General features: G+C 63.1%; 17 protein-coding genes. 10 read left to right on the top strand and 7 right to left on the bottom strand.

What is annotated here, in order from left to right; genetic code table 11:
• Positions 1-94: 94 nt before the first annotated feature.
• Genes EDF56_RS07435 through EDF56_RS07425 form a run of 4 tightly spaced genes read left to right on the top strand, consistent with a single transcriptional unit; the run spans position 95 to position 6,808 of the window.
• Complete coding sequence (locus EDF56_RS07435) at positions 95-3,472, top strand: glycosyl hydrolase (protein WP_132386100.1); 3,378 nt, start codon at positions 95-97, stop codon at positions 3,470-3,472.
• A 46-nt stretch (positions 3,473-3,518) separates the two neighbouring features.
• The gene (locus tag EDF56_RS26210; RefSeq protein ID WP_207904658.1) at positions 3,519-3,950 is read left to right on the top strand and encodes a beta-galactosidase; all 432 of its coding nucleotides are present in this window, start codon (positions 3,519-3,521) and stop codon (positions 3,948-3,950) included.
• Positions 3,951-3,996: 46 nt separating this feature from the next.
• Complete coding sequence (locus tag EDF56_RS07430) at positions 3,997-5,142, top strand: DUF5597 domain-containing protein (RefSeq protein ID WP_207904657.1); 1,146 nt, start codon at positions 3,997-3,999, stop codon at positions 5,140-5,142.
• 22 nt (positions 5,143-5,164) lie between these two features.
• Positions 5,165-6,808 carry a family 43 glycosylhydrolase gene (locus EDF56_RS07425; RefSeq protein ID WP_132386099.1) on the top strand — a complete coding sequence of 548 codons (1,644 nt, stop codon included), beginning with the start codon at positions 5,165-5,167 and terminating at the stop codon, positions 6,806-6,808.
• Positions 6,809-7,061: 253 nt separating this feature from the next.
• Here the strand turns inward: EDF56_RS07425 and EDF56_RS07420 are convergent, their stop codons facing one another.
• Entirely contained in the window at positions 7,062-7,262 is a 201-nt protein-coding gene (locus EDF56_RS07420; protein ID WP_207904656.1) for a hypothetical protein, read from the bottom strand.
• A 259-nt stretch (positions 7,263-7,521) separates the two neighbouring features.
• Positions 7,522-8,298, bottom strand: coding sequence for a helix-turn-helix transcriptional regulator (locus EDF56_RS07415; RefSeq protein ID WP_132386098.1), 777 nt, complete (start codon positions 8,296-8,298; stop codon positions 7,522-7,524).
• A 92-nt stretch (positions 8,299-8,390) separates the two neighbouring features.
• Between EDF56_RS07415 and EDF56_RS07410 the strand changes: the two genes are divergently transcribed.
• From EDF56_RS07410 to EDF56_RS07395, 4 genes are all read left to right on the top strand, one after another.
• Positions 8,391-9,860, top strand: coding sequence for a TolC family protein (locus EDF56_RS07410; protein WP_165912127.1), 1,470 nt, complete (start codon positions 8,391-8,393; stop codon positions 9,858-9,860).
• A 14-nt stretch (positions 9,861-9,874) separates the two neighbouring features.
• Entirely contained in the window at positions 9,875-10,999 is a 1,125-nt protein-coding gene (locus EDF56_RS07405; RefSeq protein WP_132386096.1) for an HlyD family secretion protein, read from the top strand.
• Positions 10,996-12,561, top strand: coding sequence for a DHA2 family efflux MFS transporter permease subunit (locus EDF56_RS07400; RefSeq protein ID WP_132386095.1), 1,566 nt, complete (start codon positions 10,996-10,998; stop codon positions 12,559-12,561). Before EDF56_RS07405 ends, EDF56_RS07400 begins: the two co-directional genes overlap by 4 nt.
• A 320-nt stretch (positions 12,562-12,881) precedes the next feature.
• On the top strand, positions 12,882-13,280 hold the full coding sequence (locus EDF56_RS07395) for a hypothetical protein (RefSeq protein WP_165912126.1): 399 nt from the start codon (positions 12,882-12,884) through the stop codon (positions 13,278-13,280).
• A gap of 45 nt (positions 13,281-13,325) precedes the next feature.
• On the opposite strand, the gene EDF56_RS07390 is transcribed toward EDF56_RS07395, so the two are convergent.
• The 5 genes from EDF56_RS07390 to EDF56_RS07370 form a co-directional block, all read right to left on the bottom strand.
• Positions 13,326-14,210 carry a hypothetical protein gene (locus EDF56_RS07390; RefSeq protein ID WP_207904655.1) on the bottom strand — a complete coding sequence of 295 codons (885 nt, stop codon included), beginning with the start codon at positions 14,208-14,210 and terminating at the stop codon, positions 13,326-13,328.
• A gap of 74 nt (positions 14,211-14,284) precedes the next feature.
• Positions 14,285-16,816, bottom strand: coding sequence for a fimbria/pilus outer membrane usher protein (locus EDF56_RS07385; RefSeq protein ID WP_132386092.1), 2,532 nt, complete (start codon positions 16,814-16,816; stop codon positions 14,285-14,287).
• 4 nt (positions 16,817-16,820) lie between these two features.
• Positions 16,821-17,591: a fimbria/pilus periplasmic chaperone gene (locus EDF56_RS07380; protein ID WP_132386091.1), complete on the bottom strand. Its 771-nt coding sequence runs from the start codon at positions 17,589-17,591 to the stop codon at positions 16,821-16,823.
• A gap of 67 nt (positions 17,592-17,658) precedes the next feature.
• Positions 17,659-18,273 carry a hypothetical protein gene (locus EDF56_RS07375; RefSeq protein ID WP_132386090.1) on the bottom strand — a complete coding sequence of 205 codons (615 nt, stop codon included), beginning with the start codon at positions 18,271-18,273 and terminating at the stop codon, positions 17,659-17,661.
• Between the two features lie 150 nt (positions 18,274-18,423).
• Positions 18,424-18,963, bottom strand: a complete 540-nt coding sequence (locus EDF56_RS07370; protein ID WP_132386089.1) for a hypothetical protein — start codon at positions 18,961-18,963, stop codon at positions 18,424-18,426.
• A gap of 453 nt (positions 18,964-19,416) precedes the next feature.
• Here EDF56_RS07370 and EDF56_RS07365 point away from each other — a divergent pair, with 453 nt between their 5' ends.
• A complete protein-coding gene (locus tag EDF56_RS07365) occupies positions 19,417-20,016 on the top strand; it encodes a hypothetical protein (RefSeq protein ID WP_132386088.1) in 600 nt (199 codons plus the stop codon).
• 117 nt (positions 20,017-20,133) lie between these two features.
• Positions 20,134-21,378, top strand: coding sequence for a Xaa-Pro peptidase family protein (locus tag EDF56_RS07360; RefSeq protein WP_132386087.1), 1,245 nt, complete (start codon positions 20,134-20,136; stop codon positions 21,376-21,378).
• The last annotated feature ends 72 nt before the right edge of the window (positions 21,379-21,450 follow it).

Here is a 21,450-nt window from a genome sequence, read left to right as displayed (position 1 = left end):
ATCCCTTCGCTCCCGCACGGTTGGGTCTGCGCCATTAAGGCGAGGATCCGATGGCGGGGGCGTCTTTCGCTCCTTGTTTTGAACTGGAGTCACGATGACAATTGCCCGGTCCAAGGCGCGAAAGGTGCGCCGCCTTGCCTTGCTTCTTGGAGCAGGCATCGCCCTGCTGCCAATCTCGGACATCAACGCTTACGCCCAGCAGGCCGAGGATCTTGAAGCCGGTTTCCGCGATCCCCCGCTCACGGCGCGCCCTCGCGTCTGGTGGCACTGGATGAACGGGAACATCACCGAAGACGGCATCCGAAAGGATATCGAGTGGATGGCTCGTATTGGCATCGGGGGCATGCAGAGCTTCGATGCCGCCGTGGTTACTCCGCAAATCGTGGCCAAGCGCCTCCCTTACATGAGCCCTGAATGGAAGCATGCTTTCCGGGTCGCTGCCGAAGAAGCCGACAAGCATGGCCTGGAGCTTGCCACCGCCTCTTCTCCGGGGTGGAGCGAAACCGGCGGCCCTTGGGTCAAGCCGGCCGACGGCATGAAGAAGCTCGTCTGGAGCGAGATGTCTGCAGAAGGCGGCAAGCGTTTCATCGGCAGCCTTCCGCCCATTCCGGATACCACCGGCAGCTTCCAGGACATCCCGGCCCAGCACATGGCCTTTTCGCCCGGGCAGGAGGGGATCGCCTTCCCTCAATATGCCCGCGACTTTGCCGTGCTGGCCTTCCGCATTCCCGGCGATTGGACGCCGCTTCCGATCCCATCCGTCCGCGTGGACGATCGCCCTCTGGATGCAGCGGCGCTGAACGATGGCAGGTATGCCCAAAGCGTGGACATCCTGACCGCCGGATCGAAGACGCCATCTGCTGTGCTGATCGAATACAACAAGCCCAGAACCATCCGTTCCGTGACCTACCAGATTTCGGGAACCACGTCCGTCCCGCTTCTCGAAGCGGAGGGCGAACACGGCGAATGGCGCAAGGTGGCAGAGCTGCCGGCAGGACCGATGCCCTCGACGGCAAGCTTCGCCCCCGTGACCGCCGCCCGGTTCCGACTGAGCTGGAGCGCGCGCGCCAATCAGGGTGGCATGCTTGGACAGATGGGCGACATGACGCCGGGAGTCGATATCCCCGGCATGTTGCAGGCCTTCGGCGCCAAAGGTGCCGCCGAAATGATGAGGGGCGGCGCCTCCGACCGCATCAGGATCACCGAGCTGGCACTGCAGGCGGCACCGCGGGTCAACGCTTTCGAACAGAAGGCCGGGTTTGCGATTGCCAATGACTACTATGCGCTTGATCGCGGTGTCGGGCCCGAGGTTCCGGGCATAGATCCAAAAGACATCGTTGACCTCACCGGCCGGATGTCACCCGATGGCAAGCTCGATTGGACGCCCCCGGCCGGGCACTGGAAGATCGTGCGTCTGGGCTATTCGCTGACAGGCACGATGAACCACCCGGCGACGGCCGAGGCCACCGGTCTCGAAGTCGACAAGTACGACGGCCACGCGGTGCGCGATTACCTTCAGACCTATCTCGACATGTATGCCAGCGCCACGGGTGACGACCTGATCGGCCGGCGCGGCCTTCGCGCAATCCTGACGGACAGTACCGAAGTCGGCCCCTCAAACTGGACCGCCGATCTGGTAACCCAGTTCAAGGCGCTTCGCGGATACGATCCGAAGCCCTGGTTCCCGGCTCTCACCGGTGTGATCGTCGGTTCGCGCGCCCAGAGCGACGCGTTTCTCTATGATTTCCGCCGGACACTCGGCGATCTCATGGCAAGCCAGCATTATGCGACAATCGCGCAGGTCGCACATGAGCGCGGCCTCATTTACTACGGCGAGGCTCTGGAGACCAGCCGCGTAGTCCTCGGCGACGACATGGCGATGCGCCGGCCGACAGACATACCCATGTCGATGTCGGCCGCAGAGATAGACATGCGCGGCGCTGCGTCGGTCGCGCATATTTACGGACAAAATCTGGTCGCCGCTGAATCGCTGACCAATGCCCTCTCGCCGTGGGCGACTTCGCCTGCAGATCTGCGAGCAAAGATGGATTTCGCATTCGCGTCGGGCGTCAACCGGCCGGTGATCCACACATCGGTCCACCAACCGGTCGATGACAAGCAGCCCGGTCTCGCGCTTCTCATTTTCGGACAGTACTTCAATCGGCACGAAACCTGGGCCGAGATGGCGAAGCCGTGGATCGATTATCTGGCGCGCACCGCATTCCTTCTCCAGCAGGGACGCGACCATTCCGATCTTGCCTACTTCTATGGCGAAGAGGCCCCGCTGGTGGGACAGTTCAACACTTCGCCCAAGGATGCGCCCACGCGCTACGGGTACGATTTCGTCAATGTCGCCGCGCTGCACGACGCGCTGAAAGTGGAGGGCAAGGATCTGGTCACGCCCGGAGGCGCTCGCTACCGCGCGCTCTATCTTGGCGGCACCAGCGACCGGATGACGGTAGCGACCCTGCGCCGGCTCGCCGCGCTCGCCAACGACGGCGCGATAATCATGGGGCATGCGCCCTCGTCCTCTCCGGCGCTCGGGGACGATCCGCGCGAATTTGCTCAACTGGTCAAGCAATTGTGGACCGATGGCTCGGGCGCGACTGTCGGCAAAGGGCAGGTCATCGGCACGGGCGATGTCGAGGCAGCGCTCGCTCAGTCAGGCCTGGCGCCCGATTTCAGCTACACTGGAGCGGCGAGCGACAGCAAGATCCTGTTCCGGCATCGAACCCTGCCTGAGGGTGAAATCTATTTCCTGACCAACCGCACGGAGCACCGCGAAACCGGTGAAGCACGCTTTCGCGTTACCGGAAAGCTTCCGGAAATCTGGCGAGCGGATACAGGTCAACATGTGCCCGTCACATACGGCATCGAGGATGGGCAGACAGTCGTGAAGCTGGACATGGCGCCGACCGATGCGTTCTTCATTACCTTCGTGCGGCCGGCAACGGCGCAGTCTGCATCGGTTCCCGAAGTGGGCCTCAAGCCGGTCAAAGATATCGGTGCGGGCGTCTGGAATGTCGATTTCCAGCCCGGTCGCGGCGCACCTGCGTCAACGAAGTTGCCCCGCCTCGCTTCCTTGAGCGAGAACGACGACCCCGGCATCCGCTACTTTTCCGGAATCGCGACCTACAGCAAGACCTTCGAGCTGCCCAAGGAAACAAGGCCGGGGCAACCGCTGGTGCTCGATCTCGGCAAATTCGGGGACATTGCCGAAGTTACGGTCAACGGCCATCTGGCGGGCACGCTCTGGCGCGAGCCACATACCATCGACATCGGTTCACTGGTCAAGGAAGGGCACAACACCCTTAGCGTCCGGGTAGCCGATCGCTGGGTAAACCGGCTGATCGGAGATGCACAGCCCGGCGCCCACAAAGTGACCTGGACCAGCACTCCGACTTACCTGCCGAATGCACCGCTGCGGCCTTCCGGGCTGATTGGCCCCGTTTACTTGCTCACCCCGCAGTAAACGAAAGAAATCGATAAAACAGAGGGAGAGGGTATTGCGAGTTTTGATGAGATCGGCGCTTTTGCTGGCCTTGGCTCCGTCAGCCATGGCATCGGCTGCGCCCACGGCACTCCCCCATTTGCAGCGCAATGGTGCCGCAACGCAGTTGATGGTCGACGGTGAGCCCTATCTCGTGCTTGGCGGCGAGCTGCATAACAGCAGCCCGTCCAGCCCGGACTATATGGCGCCGATCTGGGACAAGCTGGCCCGCAATCATGTCCGCACAGTGATCGGCGCTGCCAGCTGGGAACTGGTCGAGCCGCAAGAGGGTCATTACGATTTCACCGCCGTGGACGACCAGATAAGGCAAGCGTCCGCGCATGACATGAAGCTCGTCCTGATCTGGTTCGGTGCCTACAAGAATGCGGAGTCGACCTACACCCCATCCTGGGTGCGCAGCGACACGGCCCGCTTTCAAAGCGGTCGAGCGCGATCCTAATGCCAAGCCCAAAGGGATCGCCGCCTATCTGGGCTATAATCCCACGATGAGCGTCTTCAGCGACGCCTTGCTGCAAGCCGACGCACGCGCCTTTGCCGCGCTCATGGCGCATATTCGGGAGATCGACCGCAAACATACCGTCATCATGATGCAGGTGGAGAATGAGGTCGGCCTTCTCGGTGACAGCCGCGACCGCTCGCCACTCGCGGCGGCCGCGTGGAGCCAGCCAGTGCCGCCTGCGCTGATCGCCTATTTGCGCGACCATCGCGCGACCTTGCGACCGGAACTGTTGGCAGTCTGGCAGCGCAATGGCTTCCGGGAAACGGGAACATGGGCAGAAGTGTTCGGCACGGACAAGGCGGCCGATGAAATCTTCATGGCCTGGGGCTTCGGCAGCTATGTGGAGCGCGTGGCAAAGGCCGGCGCGTCCCAGCTTGCGCTGCCCATGTACGCCAATGCCTGGCTCGGCCCGCAGGCCAAGTCTCCCGAACCCGGTGACTATCCCAGCGGCGGCCCGGTTGCCCGAATGATGGATGTTTGGAAGGCAGCAGCGCCCTCGCTCGCCCTCCTGGGGCCGGACATCTATGTGGACGACTATGCCGGCACGCTGGCGGACTACAAGCAGGCCGACAATCCGATCTTCAATCCGGAAGCGAAGAACGACACGGGCAATCTGTTCGTGGCAATCGGCCAATATGACGCCATCGCTTTCTCCCCCTTCGGTATCGAGGACGCGGCGGATGGCAGCGAACTCTTCCAGGCCTACAAGGTGCTGAACGAGATGTCCGGCCCGATCGCCCGGGCGCAGGCGGAGGGCAAAATTCGCGGCTTCCGCATCGCCAAGGGCAGCCAGATCAAGGAGACGCTGGGCGACTATACCCTCAGCATTTCCGGGCCGATCTCCACAGTGGGAGCCTTCGGCGCGGGTACCGGGGAAGAGGCGAAGCCACCAGAAACCGGCTACGGCCTTGCCATCGCCAGCGGCGAGGATGAATTTCTGATCGTCGGTCGCGGCATCAACTTGCGCTTTTCCATCCCCGGCACTCAAGTCGAGATCGATCACGTTCAGGAAGGCGTTTTCGAGAACGGCCGCTGGATCGCCGGCCGAACGATGAACGGCGACGAACGCTATTTCCTTTTCCCCAATGACGGCCTGCGGATCATCCGCCTGAAGCTGCTGCGCCGCCCCTGACGATGATTTCCGGAGAACATCCATGAACAGTACACGCCGCCAGACTTTGCTCTCGGCGATGGGTGCGGCAGGCCTCGCTGCCCTGCCCGAAACACTATCCGCAGCGAATAAATCCGTCTCCAATCATGCCCGCAAAGGAACGGACTGGGGGCGTGGCATCGAAGGGCAGCGCACCGCCGATCTGGGCGACGGCACATTTCGAAACCCCGTCATGGCGGGCGACCATCCTGATCCCAGCATCCTGCGTGACGGCGACACTTACTATCAGGTCTCCTCGTCCTTCGTTTACTATCCGGGATTGGTGATCTGGAAGTCCGGCGATCTGGTCAACTGGTCACCGATCGGCCCTGCCCTCACCGAGCCGGTCGGTTCGGTCTATGCGCCGGATCTCGTGAAGCACGACGGGCGCTATTACATCTATTTCGCGGTACGCGGCGTGCCGCAAATGCCAAGCGCGACCGGCGCGGCCCGCCGGCCGATGACCAACTATGTCATCCACGCCGACCACATCGAGGGCCCGTGGAGCGAGCCGGTCGATGTGGGCATCTACACCGCCATCGATCCCGGCCATGCGGTGGGCGAGGATGGCAAGCGCTATCTCTATGTGAGCGATGGCGTGCTCATCCCGCTGAGCGATGATGGCCTGACCCGCTCCGGACCGGACCAGAAAGCCTATGAGGGCTGGAAATATCCCGCCGACTGGGCGGTCGAGACCTTTGCTCTGGAAGGGCCGAAGATCATCCGTCGCAATGGCTGGTTCTATCTGTTCTCTGCCGAGGGCGGTACGGCGGGGCCGCCCACCAGTCATATGGTGATCGTCGCACGCGCGAAGTCCATCAAGGGGCCTTGGGAGAATTGCCCGCACAACCCCATCGTCCGCACGACTTCGATCAACGAACCCTGGTGGTCGCGCGGTCACGGCACACCGGTCGAGGATCCATCCGGGAAATGGTGGATGCTCTATCACGGCTATGAAAACGGCTATCGCACGCTGGGGCGGCAGAGCTTGCTGGAGCCCATCGAATGGACGGCAGACGATTGGCCCCGGGCGCTTGGCGGCGACCTGTCCCGCCCGTTCCGCAAGCCGGCGGGCCGTAAGCTCGGCGCAAATGGCGTGGCCTTCTCCGGCCCGTTTGACGCGGGTGCACTGGGCGCACGCATGAGCTTTTACAAACCCGGCCGCAACTATCGGGACCGCGTCCGCTTCGACAACGGCGCCCTCGTATTGACCGCCCAAGGCAAAGGACCGGCTGACGCATCGCCTCTGGTCATGAACAGCGGCGATCGACGCTACGAACTGTCGATGGAAGTGGAACTGGAGGGACAGGTAACCGCAGGGATCCTGTTGTTCTACAACGAGAAATATTTCTGCGGGATCGCCACAGACCCGAACCGCTTTCGCGCCTATGTGCTGGGTGAGGAGAATGCCTTCGAAGCCCGAGTGCCTGCCATCGGCCCCCGCCTATATCTTCGGGTTCGCAACGAGGATCAGGTTGGCCGCTTCTATTACAGTGCCGACGGCCAGACTTGGGTGCTCCACCGCTCCTATGAAGTGAGCGGCTATAACCAGAACATGGCGGGAGCGTACCTCAGCCTGCGCCCGGCGCTGTTCGCGGCGGGTAGTGGCACCGTCAGGGTCCGCAATATGGTCTATTCTGCCGATTGACCCATTCGGGCGCGGTCACGCTGAATCGAAGCGGCCCCCGCGCGGGATTGTTGCCCGACCGGGGCTGCTTTGGTTCGAGATGGACGCCATTTCGGCACCCCTTCGGGATTTACCTCACGGTTTGACCAAGATGGTCCATCGCTGCGCCAGGAAGGATTGAAATATCGACATATTCCTTCGCCTTCCTTCCTGGCGTTGAACCATATTCCTTCAATCCCGATGGCGCTTTTTACGCCCGGTGAGCCCCAATCCGTTATTCCTTGGGCGTCACCCAAACTTCGACCGGCGTGATGAACTTGCCCGGAGCGGGCTTACCGACATGCACGCGATCTGCGGTCACCTGCTCGCCGGTCGAAAGATGGAAGGTAACCCACGGCTTGGGCATGCGTTCGAACTTCATCTTCTGGATGATTTGGCCGGTGGTCGTGTTCATGATTTGCGCGATGATACTCATGGGCAGCCCGCTAGCGCCGATTGCGGAGGGGCGTCCATGCCGCAAATCCGGTTATCCAGCGAAATAATATTCATACGAAATGAAAGATTATATTGAAATTATATGTCAACTTTTATCGAGTTACCTGCCCTTCTTGATTTCCGGGACTATGCTTGCTGCAAACGCCTTCAAGCGCCGCTCCACGACAACCTCCGAACCGTCCGGTTATGACATTTGCTCCGATAAGCGGCACGTAAAGCAACAAACCCCGGCACTCCGATCACCCTCGGGTCTTGACGTAAAGATTGGGCGGAAGTCCGAGTTCGCGGCGGAACATCGCCGTGAATGCGCTCGGGCTATCGTAACCGTGTTCCAGTGCCACTTCGAGCACAGTGGCCCCTGCTGCGAGGCGCGGCAGGCTCAGCAGCAGCCGCATGCGGCGCAGCCATGCGCCGAAGCTCATTCCCAACTCGCGATGGAACATCCGGGCCAAAGTGCGCCCGCTGACGTGAACTTTTGCGGCCAGCCCCTCCAGAGTCACCGGCGCGGACGGATCCGCTATCATCACCTCGCACAGCCGCATCAACCGCCGATCACGCGGAAGCGGAACGTGCATGTGCAGGCGCGGCGCGGCCGTGATCTCATCGAGGATCAGTTCCATCACCCGCTCGTCCCGCCCGCCCGGCGCATAGTCCAGGGGGATTGCCGTCGCCTCGACCAGCGCCTCGCGGAGGAAGGGGGAGATTTCTATCACCTCACAGGTGACGGGCAGATCGGACCGAGCGTCGGGCCCGACGAAGAGCGTGCGCATCGAGACATCGCCGGCAATGCGGATCGCGTGCTCGACTTCGGGCGGCATCCACACCGCGCGCCCTGTCGGGACGACCCAGCTTCCTTCCGCACACGTCACTGTCATGACACCCGTGAGCGTGTGAATGAGCTGCGCGCGCGGATGGCTATGCGGTGCGATATGCTCGCCATTTGGATGCTCGCTCGCAAAGGCGGCAATTAGCCGCGCCGCACGCTGGCATTCATCGACAGTTCGCAAGATGTCCATTTCACGACGATTATTGTCATACCCGCAGGAGATGGACAAGCGCGTATGCCCTAACGGAACGGGCCCAAGATGCTCTGAAAGACCCTGCTTCCGTGCCCCAGCCCTCCGCATCGCTTCCTGCCGCGATCCTGCCGCTTGCTCTGTTGGCAGGGTGCGCGGCTGCGCCGTCCGCCCCACCCCGCTCGACGATTGCGCTGCCCGAGGCGCCCTCCTCGGCCGACCCGACACCGTCACAGTGGTGGCGCCTTTACAACGAACCCGATCTCGACGCGCTGGTCGCGGAGGCGTTGACCGACAACCGGGACCTTCAGGCGACCAAAGCCCGGCTACTCGAAGCACGCGCGGTGTTGCGCGAAGCCGAAGGCAATCGCTTGCCCGATACCGCACTCTCCGCAGGCGCTGGCCGGGGCAGCACGTTGCAGGACCAGATCGAGGCAGCCTCTCGGCAAAGTTCGCATGTCCGCACCGGCTCGCGCTTCGATCTTGGCGCAGACCTCACATGGGAACTCGACCTTTTCGGCCAGATCGATGCCTCGATCCAGGCTGAATCGGCAGACAGCGAGGCGGAAGCTGCATTGCTCGATGCGGCGCGCGTGGCCATTGCCGCACAAGTGGTGCGCGGTTGGGTTGACGCCTGCGGCCTGTCTCGCCGGATGGCGATAGCGCGGGAAGATGAAGCACTGGCGGCACGTAACCGCCAGATCTTAGAGACCCTGCGGGATGCAGGCGCGGTCACGGAAGGCCAGGTCGCGGAAGCTGCGGCCGACGAGGCGCGCACCCATACCGTGCGCCCCGCACTGGAAGCCCGGCGGCACGAGGCGCTGGAGGCGCTGGCAGTGCTCACGGGCCGCGTGCCGTCGGACGTGCCCGCCGCCGCGGAGGCGTGCACGCATCTGCCGGAATTCGCTTCCGCTCCGCCGCAACTGGATGGCCGGGCACTTCTGAACCGTCGTCCAGACGTGCTCGCGGCCGAACTGAGGCTGAAGGCCAGCACCGCGCGGATCGGCGTCGCCGTGGGCGATCTCTACCCGCATATCGCCTTTGGCGCCGGGATCGTGAGTTCGGCGAAGACGCCCGGAGATCTTGGCCTACGCAACAATATGGTCTGGCGACTGGGGCCCCTGCTCTCGTGGAGCTTTCCCAATGTGAGCGCCGCCCGGGCCCGGATCGCACAGGCACGCGCCCGGGAGCGCGGCGAACTGGCCCGGTTCGACGCCGCGATCCTCACCGCGCTTCAGGAAGCGAGTGCAGCCGCTTCCGCGCTCGATGCCGCCGCGCGAACGCGCGACGCCCGCCGCCTTGCTGCAGAGCGGAGCGATAAAGCCGCCGAACTCATGCGCGCGAACCGCGCGGCGGGCGGTGCGGATGCGCTGGAGGCGCTTGCTGCCGAGCGCGGCGCCCTTTCTGACCGGGCCGCACTGGCCGAAGCCAACCTCGACTTTGCCGCCGCACAAGTCACCCTTTTCCGCGCTCTTGGCGGAGGATGGGAAGGCGCGCCCGATCCGGCGGCGGCGCCACTGATCCGCTCGCCCCTGCTCACCACACCGCGTTCACCCTCGTGATCGACCATAACCAGATGAGTAATGAGACAATGACCGATGCCGCTTCCCCAGCCCGCAGCCTTCGTCCATCCCGCAGAAATCTCGCGCTTTCGGCTGCGGCCTTGGTGCTCGTCGGCGGAGCGGTCTGGGGGCTGCACTGGTGGTCGTTCGAACGCTTCATGGTCGATACCGACAACGCCTATGCCCGCGCCGACGTGGTGACAGTGGCGCCGCTGGTAACAGGGCGCGTGGTCGAATTGGCGGTAGCGGACAACCAGCGTGTGACGGCCGGACAAGTGCTCGCGCAGATCGACGACCGCGATTACCGGGCACGGCGCGAAGCGGCCGCAGGTGCCGTGGCGGCAGCCGAAGCGGACATCGCTGCGCAGCAAGCCCGTATCGCCAATCTGGGCGCACAGATAAGCCAGCAGGACAGCGTGATCGCCCACAGCGTTGCGGCAGCCACGGCCAGCGCCGCCGATGCGCATCGCAGCGAACTGGAGTTCCAGCGCCAACGCCTGCTCACCCGGCAGGCCGTGGCCAGCGCCCAGGCGCTTGAAGGTGCCGAGGCCGATGCCCGTCGGACACAGTCTCAGCTTGCAGCCGCCAACGCATCGGCCGCCGCCGAGCGCAAACGACTGCCCGTGCTCGCCACGCAGCAACAAGCCGCGCAAGCCGATCTGGACAAGGCAAGAGCGGCTCTCCGTCAGGCCCATGCGGCACTGGATCTGGCCGTTCTGCAACTCGCCCGCACCGTGATCCGCGCACCGGTTTCCGGCACTATCGGTCAACGCACGCTCCGCGTGGGCGAATACGTTGTGCCGGGCACGCCGGTCATGGCCGTGGTGCCGGACGCGGTGTACGTGGTCGCCAACTACAAGGAGACGCAAGTCGATCGCGTGCGCCCCGGCCAACCGGCACGGATCGCGGTCGACGCTTTTGGCGGTGTGACGCTCACCGGCCATGTGGACAGCATTGCGCCCGCATCCGGCGCAGAGTTCGCTCTGCTGCCGCCCGACAATGCCACCGGCAATTTCACCAAGATCGTCCAGCGCATGCCCGTGCGCATCCGTCTCGATCCCGGACAGCGTCGCGCCAGGGGCCTTCACCCCGGCATGTCGGTGGTAACGCAAATAGACACCCGGGAGAGCGGACGATGAGCGGCGGTGGCGGAGGGGAAACGGTCTCCACGCGGGCGTGGGTCGCGGTGCTCGGCGGTGTGGTCGGCTGCTTCATGGCAGGCATGAACGTCCACGTCACCAATGCTTCGCTGCCCGACGTGCGCGGTTCTCTGGGTGCTTCGTTCGAGGAAGGGGCGTGGATCACGACCGCCTATCTGGTCGCGGAAATCATTGTCATCCCGCTGACCGGCTGGCTGGTTTCGGTCTTCTCGATGCGGCGGGTACTGATGGTGGGAACAGCCGGTTTCGTGTTGTTTTCCATCGTCTGCTCGCTGGCGCCCAATATCGGCGTGATGATTGCCGCGCGGGCGCTTCAGGGTGCTTTCGGCGGCGTGCTAATTCCGCTGTCGTTCCAGATCATCGTTACCGAACTGCCGCCTTCCAAACACCCGTTCGGGATGGCGCTGTTCGCCGTCGCCAATAACGTGGCGCAGGCCGCCGGGCCCTCGCTGGGCGGATGGCTGACCGAGGCCTACGACTGGCGTTGGATCTTCTCTCTGCAAGTGCCGCCGGGCTTGCTGCTGCTCGCCGCAATCGGTTGGGCGACACCGCGCACGCCCATGGCGCTGAGCAAGCTTCGCAGCGGCGACTGGGCCGGAATCGCGACGATGGCCATCGGCCTCTCGTCCTTGCAGATCATGTTGGAGGAAGGCGGCAGGAAGGACTGGTTCACGTCATCCTTCATTGTCAATTCGGCGCTGTGCGCTGCGATCTGCCTCACCGCCTTCGTGGTGATCGAACTGCGCCGGAAAGACCCGTTCATCGATTTGCGCCTGCTGGGTCGCCGGAACTTCGGCCTTGCCAGTCTCATGCAGTTCACGTTCGGAGCCGCCGTATTCGGCGTGGTATTTCTGGTGCCGAACTATTTCGCGGAAGCCCATGGCTACAACGCACTTCAGATCGGCCTGACCATGATCCCCTACGGATTGGTCCAGTTTGCCATGTCCTTCGCATCGCCGCGCCTGATGAAATGGTTCGGCGTGCGGGTAGTCGTCATGCTGGGGTTCGCGGTGATGGCGGCGGGGTGCCTGATGAACATCCACCTCGATGGCGATGCAGCCAGCAATGTGATCGTGCCGTCGCTGGTGGTGCGCGGGATCGGGCAATCGTTCATCGTCGTCGCGCTTGGCGTCATGGCGGTGGACGGTCTGGAAAAGTCCGAACTCGGATCCGCATCGGGCCTGTTTTCGACGCTGCGCAATGTGGGCGGCGCCATCGGCATCGCCATTGCCGGACAGATCGTCGTCGACCGCGAGAAGCTCCACGCAAGCCGGATCGGAGAGGCGATCACGCCGTTTTCGCAGGCCTACCGTGATCGCATGGTGGACATGGTGCGCTTGCTTGGGCACGGACAAGTGGAACGCCACACCGCCCTTCACGGCCCGGCGACCGGTCCGCTCCGGCAACAAGCGCTCGCGCTGCTGGATGCGACGGTGCACCGCCAGGCCCTGCTGCTGGCCTATAGCGACGCCTTCCTGATTGCCGGCCTGGCCATGGGCGCCTGCGCTTTGGGGAGCCTTTGCCTCAAGCGATCGCGCTGAGACAGTCCGTCCGATGGAGTTATTCCGCGAAAGCCCCCTCGCGGTAAATACTGACTTCTGGCGCCAAGATTACGCGGGTATAGTTCTATAAGGTCATTAGAGGCTGTCACGTTACGTCTGAAGACTGTGTGATCCCCACATGTGAAACGACACCGTTTTCATGGAGGGTTGGTCAAAATCGACCACTTTCAGCAGGTAAGCCGTTAGTTAATACACGTTAACCACGTATCTAAACCGCAGTTTCAGCCCGAATGCACAATGCTCCCCGCAGCAGGAGGCTAGACATGCCAAGTATGGGAAACAAATGCGGAGCGCTGGCCATGGCGCTGCTGGCCTTTACGGCGACGTCAGCCAGTGCCTATGACGGCACGTCGATCTCGGTGTCCGGTAGGGTGCCGACCGTTTGCCAGGTCAGCATTGCCGGTTCGTCCGCCCGTCCCATTCAGGCCGGCACCAATGACCTTGGCGTCATGAACGAGCTTTGCAACAACCTCGCCGGCTACACGGTGACCCTGAATCATCCGGCCGGTCTGGTGAATTCATGGGTAGAGGTCGGCAGCCAGCGCATTGCGATCTCTCCGAACGATACCCAGACGGTGATCGTCGACAATCGCGCGCCCGCCTACAGGACCGAGCCGCTGCGTTTGGTCCTTTCGCAGGCCCCTGAAAGCGCGACGAACTTCAGCCTCAATGCCGAGGCGAAGGGCACCATTTTCTAAGCTGGTAGCCCCGCTGGAAAGCAGGGCCGACCTGCCCTCCGGTGCTTACGGTTTCCCGGCCGAGCACCCGTCGCCGCCCGACAACCCAAGGCGCGGCGAGAACGTCAGCGTGACGATATCGCTATACTTGCCCGCAGGCATGCGTTGGATATCCCGGCTCTGGAGTTCCACCTGCACGTTGTGGTTGCGGCCGCTGGGCGCTGGTGTCTGGCTGCACGTCACGGTCGACTGGTTCGATACCGGGAAGCCTGACAGTTTCAACGCATAGGGAAGCGCGGCGTCGTCTCCATCGAAACGCTTCATCACGCCGCGATCCTGCGCGACACGGATTTCGTAAGGCACGGTGGACTGTGCAGTGACGGTCAGGCCGCGAACGGGATTGCCGCTGGACCCATCGATATCACCGAAATCGATACGCCCTCTTTGCGACCCCGCCGACCCGACGAAAGTCGCGATGCGCTCGGGCACTGTCACATCGACGGCCACCTGGCTGCCCAGTTGCGTGCCGCGATCGATCTCATCCCGACCGGCAAGGCAGACGAAGCGAAGCTCAAGCGGCTGATAGTAATTCCCGGCAACGATCCCCTGCCCCGCCGGAATCTGCAGCCGGAAGTTCTGGTTCACGTTGTCGCCCGTGGCGTTGGCGGAAAATTCGATCAGCGCACCATTGGTCGCATTCGGCTGTTCCGCACCGGACACGAGGATCATTCGCCCGGCGTCCTGAACCCAGCGGATATCGTAGCGGACCGAATTGTTGCGCCCGAGCGCCGACCCGCGATTGACCGCGCCGGGGTTCGCCAAAACCAGTCGCACCGCCGTCACGCGCGGATCGAGGCGGCGGACGTGAATGGTGAAGATCCGCTCGATCCCGGCCGGATTGAAGGGATCGTAGTCCACGCTGAGTTCGCTGGCAGAAGCGCGAAAGTCCACGCAATTTGCCTGGGCCAATTGCGGGAATGCAACGGCGAGCAAACTTAACAGTGGCAGGAGAGCGGTGGCAATCTTCATTGGGTTCTCTCCGGCTTCAAGGCAGCCCCGCGCTGCAATGCGTCGCTTGTCGTCACATCGATCTCATAGACGAGAGTTCCCTCGTCCGTCGGCATTTCGATCCGCCACTTACCTGCGCGCAGTCCTTGTACCGCGAAACGGCCGGTTCGGTTGGTGAACATGTCGACAGGCTTGCGATCCGGCTTTGAGACTTCGATCGCATGCCCGCCGACCAGTGCCAGCGGCGTACCGTCCGGCTTCAGGAGTTGACCGGCGTACGTGACGAAATAGTCCGAACCGATTTCGATCAGATGGCCCGACCGATAAGGCGGGCGGACCTGGATGATGCCGGTTCCGACATCGTACCCCGCCGGTGCGCCGGGAACGTCGTAAGTGATGAGGCGCGGCGAATAGGCGGAAAGCTGCGGTACGACCGCGCCGCCGAAGAGCCCCGACTTGGCGACATAATCATCACCGCGCGGATCGATGTAGACCGGCGCGCCCTTGAGCGAGTCGTGCGTCTTGACGATCGCGAAGCTGTCGTAGATCGGCCGGGAAAGGGCAACGGAACCGCCCGCATAGGCCAGCGAGAATGCTGCCCGCAGCGAGGTGCGCTGATCGGTGATGGTCCCGTTATTGTCGAAGGACGTGTAATGCGCCGCGCCCAGTTCGGCCCGGTTCGTCATGTAGTTCACCGTGGCGTTGAGACCGACCGAGTCGTCGACCCGATCGATATTCGCCGACGCATTGTAGGACCCGACACCGGTGCCGCTGGAACGCTGATAGCTCAGGCGGGCACGATCGTTCTGGGTGTCGAAGTCGCTCGTGACGCTTGAATTCTGGTCGAAGCGATAGATCAGCGACACTCGGGCACCCGGACCCGAAGCGCGCTCGCTCTTCTCGTAGCTCGCTTCGGCTGTCAGCAGCAGCCGCTGGTTGGGCCGCCAGCCATACGTGGCGCGGAAAGTGGACTGGTCTTGCCGCGATCCGCGTCCGACCGAATAGAAACCGTCGAGGCTGAAATAATGGTCGGCGCCAAGAGACTGCGAATAGGTCGCGCCGATATCGAGCAAGTAGGGATTGCTGGCCGCGAGCGTATCGGGCAGCGCGAAGTCCTTGCTGGTCGCCTGAATGGAGGCGGTCAGCGAACGGCCATTGTTTTCCGTCCCCACGAAGGACAGTTCGTAGCCGATATTGACGGCATAGCCGCTGCCGACCCAGGTGTTGTGCGAACCGGCAAGGTTCAGCGCCAGCGTGCCAACGGGGGAGGCCCAGACCACTTCGGCGCCGGCCACGGCGCCCCGGCGCTGGGCCTGGAAGTTGGCGCCGACCGTCAGCTCCTCGGTCAGACCATGGCGATAGAAGCCCGATGCGACGGGTTCGTCGCTATACGTCCGGCCATTGGTATCGAACGGCGTCTTTACGCCGCCGTAGATCCCGAACTCGCTCAATCCAGCGGCCAGCAGCGTGCGGTCAAAATTGATCGAGAACGAGATCACGTTCTCGCGGCCGGAGTCGTCCCTGATGAGCAGCTTTACGTCGTTCGAGCCTTGGGCGAACGGGAAGTCGCTGATGTCGTAGGTGCCGGGATTGAGGCGCGTGACCTGCACCGACTGGCCGTTCACGATCGTTTCGACCGTGGAGGCGCGCGTCAGCGTGAACGACCTCTGGCCCTGCGGCTGCACGTTCCGCTGCGGGTCCAGATCGGCATAGACGCGCGAGAGCGACACGCCCGCCATCGGGCTCGTGCCCGAAAACCCGCGGGAGACCGGTTCAAGGTCGCCCACGGTGTAGCGCGCCGTGTGCCGCTGGTCGTCGTAAACCAGCCGGGTGCCTTCGCGGCGGAACACGTCCTGCACGCTCGCCTCGTTTTCAAGCACGACACCGCCCACCCGCACGGCACTGTCCAGCAGGACGTTCGGGGTGATGAAACCGGTTTGCGGGCCCGTGTAAACGTAATCGCTGTTGACGAAGGCCGTGACATAGGCCGAAACGGCTTCGGCGGGTTGGATAGGGCCGGCAACAGGCTCGTATCCGCTCATGACACGGAGCGACTGGCGTTGACGAACCTTGGGGTCCACCGTCATCAGCAGGCCCAGCGTGCTGGGATCGTAGGCCAGCGAAACGCCATACTTCGGCAAATCGGCAATCGAAACCGTAGGCTGCGTGCTGACGCCATCGGCAAGGCGCTGCCAGACATCGGCGGAAAGCACATTCCGCAGCAGCGGCAGCAGGTCCTGCACATCGACCAGGATGCTGTCGTCGGCCTTCAGGGTGTAGGAAACTTCGCCCAGCACGAACCCGTTGTCCGAAAGCGGGCCGCCCATCGGAATATCCCGCCCGGTCGGGTTCAGGCGCTTGGCCGCGCTGTGCCCAGCGAGCCCGGCATCGGGGGCAGCGGCCACCACGCTGGGGGTGGCGCTGCTCATGGCGGTTCCGCTCATCAGACCCGGCAGCGCAGTCGTACCTTCAGGCACGCTCGCCGCCAGTGAACTGAACGGAACCAGCCCCGCCAAGCCTAGCAGATAGAAGGGATAGCGGTTTGGCACGGCGTCATTTTCTTCCGGCCGAATTCAGCTCGACTGACAGGGTACCGGAGGAGTCCGGTAGTTCGACGTTCATCGGAAGGATCCGGCTCGCTTTGGACGGCACGAGGCCGAGTCCCATGCTTTCGCGGATTTCTTCCGGCTCGAATGTTTTGCGATAGGCTTCGGTACCGTCGCCGCGGCGTTCCACCACGGTCATGCGGTTGCTGGCCAGGTAGCCGTACGTGCCGCCGTCGTTGGTGACTTTCACGACGGGCTGCGGCTTGCCCTGAGCGTCCTTGCCGATGGTCGCTTCGACGATCTTCAGCGAAGGCGTCTCGGAAGCCGAACCGACGCTGACGAGAACCTTGAAGCGATGAAGAACCTGAATGGTGTTCTGGCCGTCCGGCATGGTAACCGGCAGCTGTGCGATGGTGACGTAGAAGTGCTTGCTCTCACCGGCGGCGGGCTGACCGATCCATTGGACCCGGAATGCCTGCGACTGGTTGGCCGCCAGAGTGGCCTGGCTGGGGAAGACCAGCAGATCGTCACCCTCTGCGTTCTCGTCTTCCTGAAGTTCGCCGTTCACCACGTTGACGGGATGGACCGTCACTTCCACGGGAACCGTGTCCGGGAAGGTGTTCTGCAACGTGACGATGGCCGAGGCCCGGCGCCCCGTGGTTTGCAGGTCGACGACGACAGGCTGCACGTTGAGCGCCAAAGCCGGGGTAGCAGTAGCCAGCAATGCTGTCAGCGACACCAGCGCGTGCGCGGCGTGTCGCGCAAAACGCGAATTCATCATCTTCATCCTGAAACGGCGCGGTCCGGAAAGGTTGGAGGCGGGCCGAAGCCCGCCTCCAGAGAAATCAGGCAGCCGGGGTCAGCTCGATCGAGACGTAACCCGTGTAGTTGCCAGCAGCCATCCGACGATCGGTGAGCGACGACCAGTTCGTGGCGGTGCGGTTGGCACCGTTCGACGAAGCAACAGCCGTACCGTCGCTGACGGCCTTCGTGAACTTCACGTGGGTTTCGACAGCGCTCAGGCTGTCGTGGCCGCCGAAGCGCTGGGCAACGGTCGAACCGGCGTCGGTCGAGGTCGAGTCAAGGGCCAGGCCGTTGATCGAGGTGTCGAGGTTGTAACGGATGTACTGAGCGAAATCGCCCTGTGCCAGGCCGTTGCCGGTCGCGCCGTCAAGGGCGAGAACAGCGCGCGACACCTTAACGTTGCTGCCGCCGTTGTTGCAGAAGGCAACGACGTTGGCGTCGGTCAGCTTCTGGGCGATCTCGTCGGTCACGGTCGAACGGACCTTGGCGTTGGCGTCGGTCAGGTCACCGATGGTGATCGACGAAGCCTGCGACGAGATGCCGCACTTGCTGTCGACTTCAGCCTTGATGTCGATGCTGGTGGTGGTGGCGGCCTGCGCGCCACCGGCCACGAGGAAGATCGCTGCTGCGCTGGCGGTGAGAATCGAACGCTTCATAATCAATTCCTTAGGCAATATAGCGCACAATGGCGCGGATGATGTAGAACCCCATGTGCGGTTCTTGCGAATTACATCGGATCCCGCATGGGCAACCGATGGCTGAACGACACGCCGACCCACGCGCCGTCCTTCAGATGGAGAGCTGCCTTATGCGCGTGGCCCGACCACCAGAATTAGAGTGTCCTTGTAGTGACCGGCAGCAAGCCGCGGCTGAGCCGTGGACTGCGCAGGCCAATCGATCTTGACGACCGCGTTGCGGCCGATGCTGATACCGGGACCCGACTTGAGCCCGTTCCCCGGTACGGGGCTGGCGAAAGAGCACCGGCCTCCGTCGATGAGATCGCCGGATCCGCAGCGCTCGCTGCGGACCATGCCCTTGTCCGTCTCCAGAGAGATCGACACCCGATAGGACTTGCTGAAGGCAAAGCCAGATCCGTCATCGGAAGCATCCAGATTGGTGAGAGCACCGCGCTGCGACGTGACGCCAAGCGCATAAGGCGTGTTGCAGTCGAGACCGACCGCGAACGAGAAATCGGCAGCGCTTTCAAGATCGCGCGGCGCATTGTAGCTAACCGGACCGCCGGCGGCGAAGCCGCAGCGCTCCTTGATGCTGGCAACCACGTCGATCGAGACGGAGTCGCTGTGGGCATGTGCAGAAGTTGCAGAAAGAAGTGCCGCGACCAGCACACTGCCGGTCCGGCAGGCGGCGGACGCTCGCCGCCGTGACCACACGGAATGCATTAAGGCCCCACTTAATTTCCGAGCGCGTTCAGCCCCCTGCTGCCCGCATCCACTCGCCCTAACTAGGTATGAATGCGGCTTAGAAATGGACTGACGGATTAGCAAATACAAAATGTTAGCTAATTGATTACTACCCATTTTGGCACAGGTCTGCGGCAGTTCCTGAACGATTCTCGAGCGTTGATGACGCCTCGAATCCCGGATTCAAGCGCTTTCGACGAATTGCGACGGTCATGTTGCAGGCCATGTTCACGACATGGAGTGGTTGGAATTCCTCGCAATTTATATCCGAATCGGACGAATCGCCGCTTGCAAGGAATACCCAAAGGGATTCGAACGCCCCGTTCGGGAGCCACGCCCACTCTGGTTTCGGCGTTCGCGAGGCGCTAAGGGGCCGGGATGTCGACCGTCAAAGATCTCGCACAGCTGGGCAAGCGCATTGCCGCTCAACATGGCTGGGCCGCAGCCAAGGCATTCAAAGCCTATGAAATGAACGAAGCCGACCGCGCGGTGCTGTCGAAGTGCGCGACGGACCTGCTGAAAGTCTTTCCGCCGGTCTCGGGCGTGGCCGCGGAAATGAGCGCCGCTTTGGCGGTGGGACTGGAAAGCCGCCTGGCCGCGCCAATCCATGTCGTGGCCGGAACGCTGGCCGTGGAGGGCGTGCCGGTCTTCGGCGACCGAACGCCGTTCGACGGCGCCGAAGTCTTCAGCACACCCAATCCCGACTGGAATGGTCATGTCTGGGTGATGATCGGCCCCTATGTCGTGGATATCGCGATCTTTCGCGCTGCCTATTCGCGTCAGGGACCGGCGCGATTGGCCCGCCATATCGATCTGAATTTCGGGCCGAACAAGGGGCTCTACGTCGATCTCTGGAGGCGGACGCAGCAGGTGGGCCTAAGCTACGAGCCCCACTACGTTCTCAGCGCCGATGAGGTGACCCGGCTGATGGGCGGCGCCTATCACATCATAAAGCAGGCCCAGCCCGAGCAGCCCTGACCGCCCTGAGGAAACTGTGGGGCGGATCAAAGTCGGGGACTTCCTCTTGATCGCAGCCTTGGCAGTGGCCTAGATCGCAAAATGCCGGTCAAATCGCTGGCGAACGGGGGCTTTTCCATGATCTCTAAACGCGGGTTTCTCACGGGCGCGGTGGCCATGGCCGGCATCGCCATGACTTCGCGGCTCCATGCCGGGGCTGCCTCGGACCCGCGCCTGCCGAACGGCCCTGACGTCAAGCCGATTTCCCGCGAGGAGTACGCGGCCCGCATCGCCAAGCTTCAGGGCCTGATGCGCGAAGCCGGTATCGGCGCGCTCATTGTCGAATCCGGTTCGAGCCTGCGCTATTTCACGGGTATCGAGTGGTGGCGCTCCGAGCGGGTGACTGCCGCGATCATCCCGGCCGACGGCGACACGGTCGTGGTCACCCCGGCCTTCGAGGAGCCGAGCGTGCGCGAAACCTTGCGCATTCCGGCGGAAGTCCGCCCATGGGACGAGGACCAGAGCCCGGAACTGCGGATGGCGGGCGTGCTCGTCGACCGCAAGGTGCCGAAAGGCAAAATCGCCATCGAGCCGACTTCGCGCTTCTTCATCTTCGACGCCTTGCGCAAGCAAGCGAGCGACTGGGAAGTGGTCTCGGGCGAGGCACTGGTCAACCGCTGCCGCCAGATCAAGTCGCCTGCCGAACTGGCGCTGATGCAGCGCGCCAACGACATAACCATGGCCGCGCTTCGTTATGTCCATGGCGAGATCAAGCCCGGCATGACCCAGCAGGACATCGCCAGCCTCATGGACAAGACGTCTGCCGCGATGGGCGGGCCACCGGAATTCTCACTGGTTCTGCTCAACGAGGCGAGCGCCTATCCGCATGGTTCGGCGCAGCCGCAAGCAGTCCGCGAGGGATCGGTGATCCTCATGGATTGCGGCGCGCAAGTACACGGCTATCAGTCCGACATCTCCCGCAGTTGGGTCTACGGCGAACCGTCGGCCCGCCAGCGCAAGGTGTGGGATACCGTCAAGCGGGGGCAGGAGATCGCCTTGGAAGTCGCCCGGATCGGCACGCCCGTCGGCGCGATCGACGATGCGGTCCGCGCATTCTACACCCGCGAAGGCTGGGGCCCCGGTTATCGGCTGCCCGGACTGTCGCACCGCACGGGCCATGGCATCGGGCTCGACGGTCATGAATCGCCCTATCTGGTGCACGGCGACGACACGCGTCTGGAAGAAGGCATGTGCTTCTCGGACGAGCCCGGCCTCTACATTCCCGGCGAATTCGGTATCCGACTGGAGGACTGCTGGCACATGACGGCCTCCGGACCAAAGCTGTTCACGCCCTTGGCGAAGTCGATCGACCAGCCCGTCTGAACCGCTGAACGAACGCCCGGATTTTATTGGGCGGGCCAGCGCGCGCCTGTGCGTTGAAAGGCAGAAAGGTTC

The sequence above is a fragment of the Novosphingobium sp. PhB165 genome, assembly GCF_004341845.1.
Taxonomy (GTDB): Bacteria; Pseudomonadota; Alphaproteobacteria; order Sphingomonadales; family Sphingomonadaceae; genus Novosphingobium.
This window is presented reverse-complemented; position numbering and strand designations above follow the sequence as displayed.

Coding starts and splice junctions, on each gene's coding strand:
- EDF56_RS07435 (WP_132386100.1), top strand. CDS start 95: ATGACAATTGCCCGGTCCAAGGCGCGAAAGGTGCGCCGCCTTGCCTTG.
- EDF56_RS26210 (WP_207904658.1), top strand. CDS start 3,519: ATGAGATCGGCGCTTTTGCTGGCCTTGGCTCCGTCAGCCATGGCATCG.
- EDF56_RS07395 (WP_165912126.1), top strand. CDS start 12,882: ATGGCGCTGCTGGCCTTTACGGCGACGTCAGCCAGTGCCTATGACGGC.
- EDF56_RS07430 (WP_207904657.1), top strand. CDS start 3,997: ATGAGCGTCTTCAGCGACGCCTTGCTGCAAGCCGACGCACGCGCCTTT.
- EDF56_RS07360 (WP_132386087.1), top strand. CDS start 20,134: ATGATCTCTAAACGCGGGTTTCTCACGGGCGCGGTGGCCATGGCCGGC.
- EDF56_RS07405 (WP_132386096.1), top strand. CDS start 9,875: ATGAGTAATGAGACAATGACCGATGCCGCTTCCCCAGCCCGCAGCCTT.
- EDF56_RS07375 (WP_132386090.1), bottom strand. CDS start 18,273: ATGAAGCGTTCGATTCTCACCGCCAGCGCAGCAGCGATCTTCCTCGTG.
- EDF56_RS07415 (WP_132386098.1), bottom strand. CDS start 8,298: ATGGACATCTTGCGAACTGTCGATGAATGCCAGCGTGCGGCGCGGCTA.
- EDF56_RS07380 (WP_132386091.1), bottom strand. CDS start 17,591: ATGAATTCGCGTTTTGCGCGACACGCCGCGCACGCGCTGGTGTCGCTG.
- EDF56_RS07425 (WP_132386099.1), top strand. CDS start 5,165: ATGAACAGTACACGCCGCCAGACTTTGCTCTCGGCGATGGGTGCGGCA.
- EDF56_RS07400 (WP_132386095.1), top strand. CDS start 10,996: ATGAGCGGCGGTGGCGGAGGGGAAACGGTCTCCACGCGGGCGTGGGTC.
- EDF56_RS07365 (WP_132386088.1), top strand. CDS start 19,417: ATGTCGACCGTCAAAGATCTCGCACAGCTGGGCAAGCGCATTGCCGCT.
- EDF56_RS07420 (WP_207904656.1), bottom strand. CDS start 7,262: ATGAGTATCATCGCGCAAATCATGAACACGACCACCGGCCAAATCATC.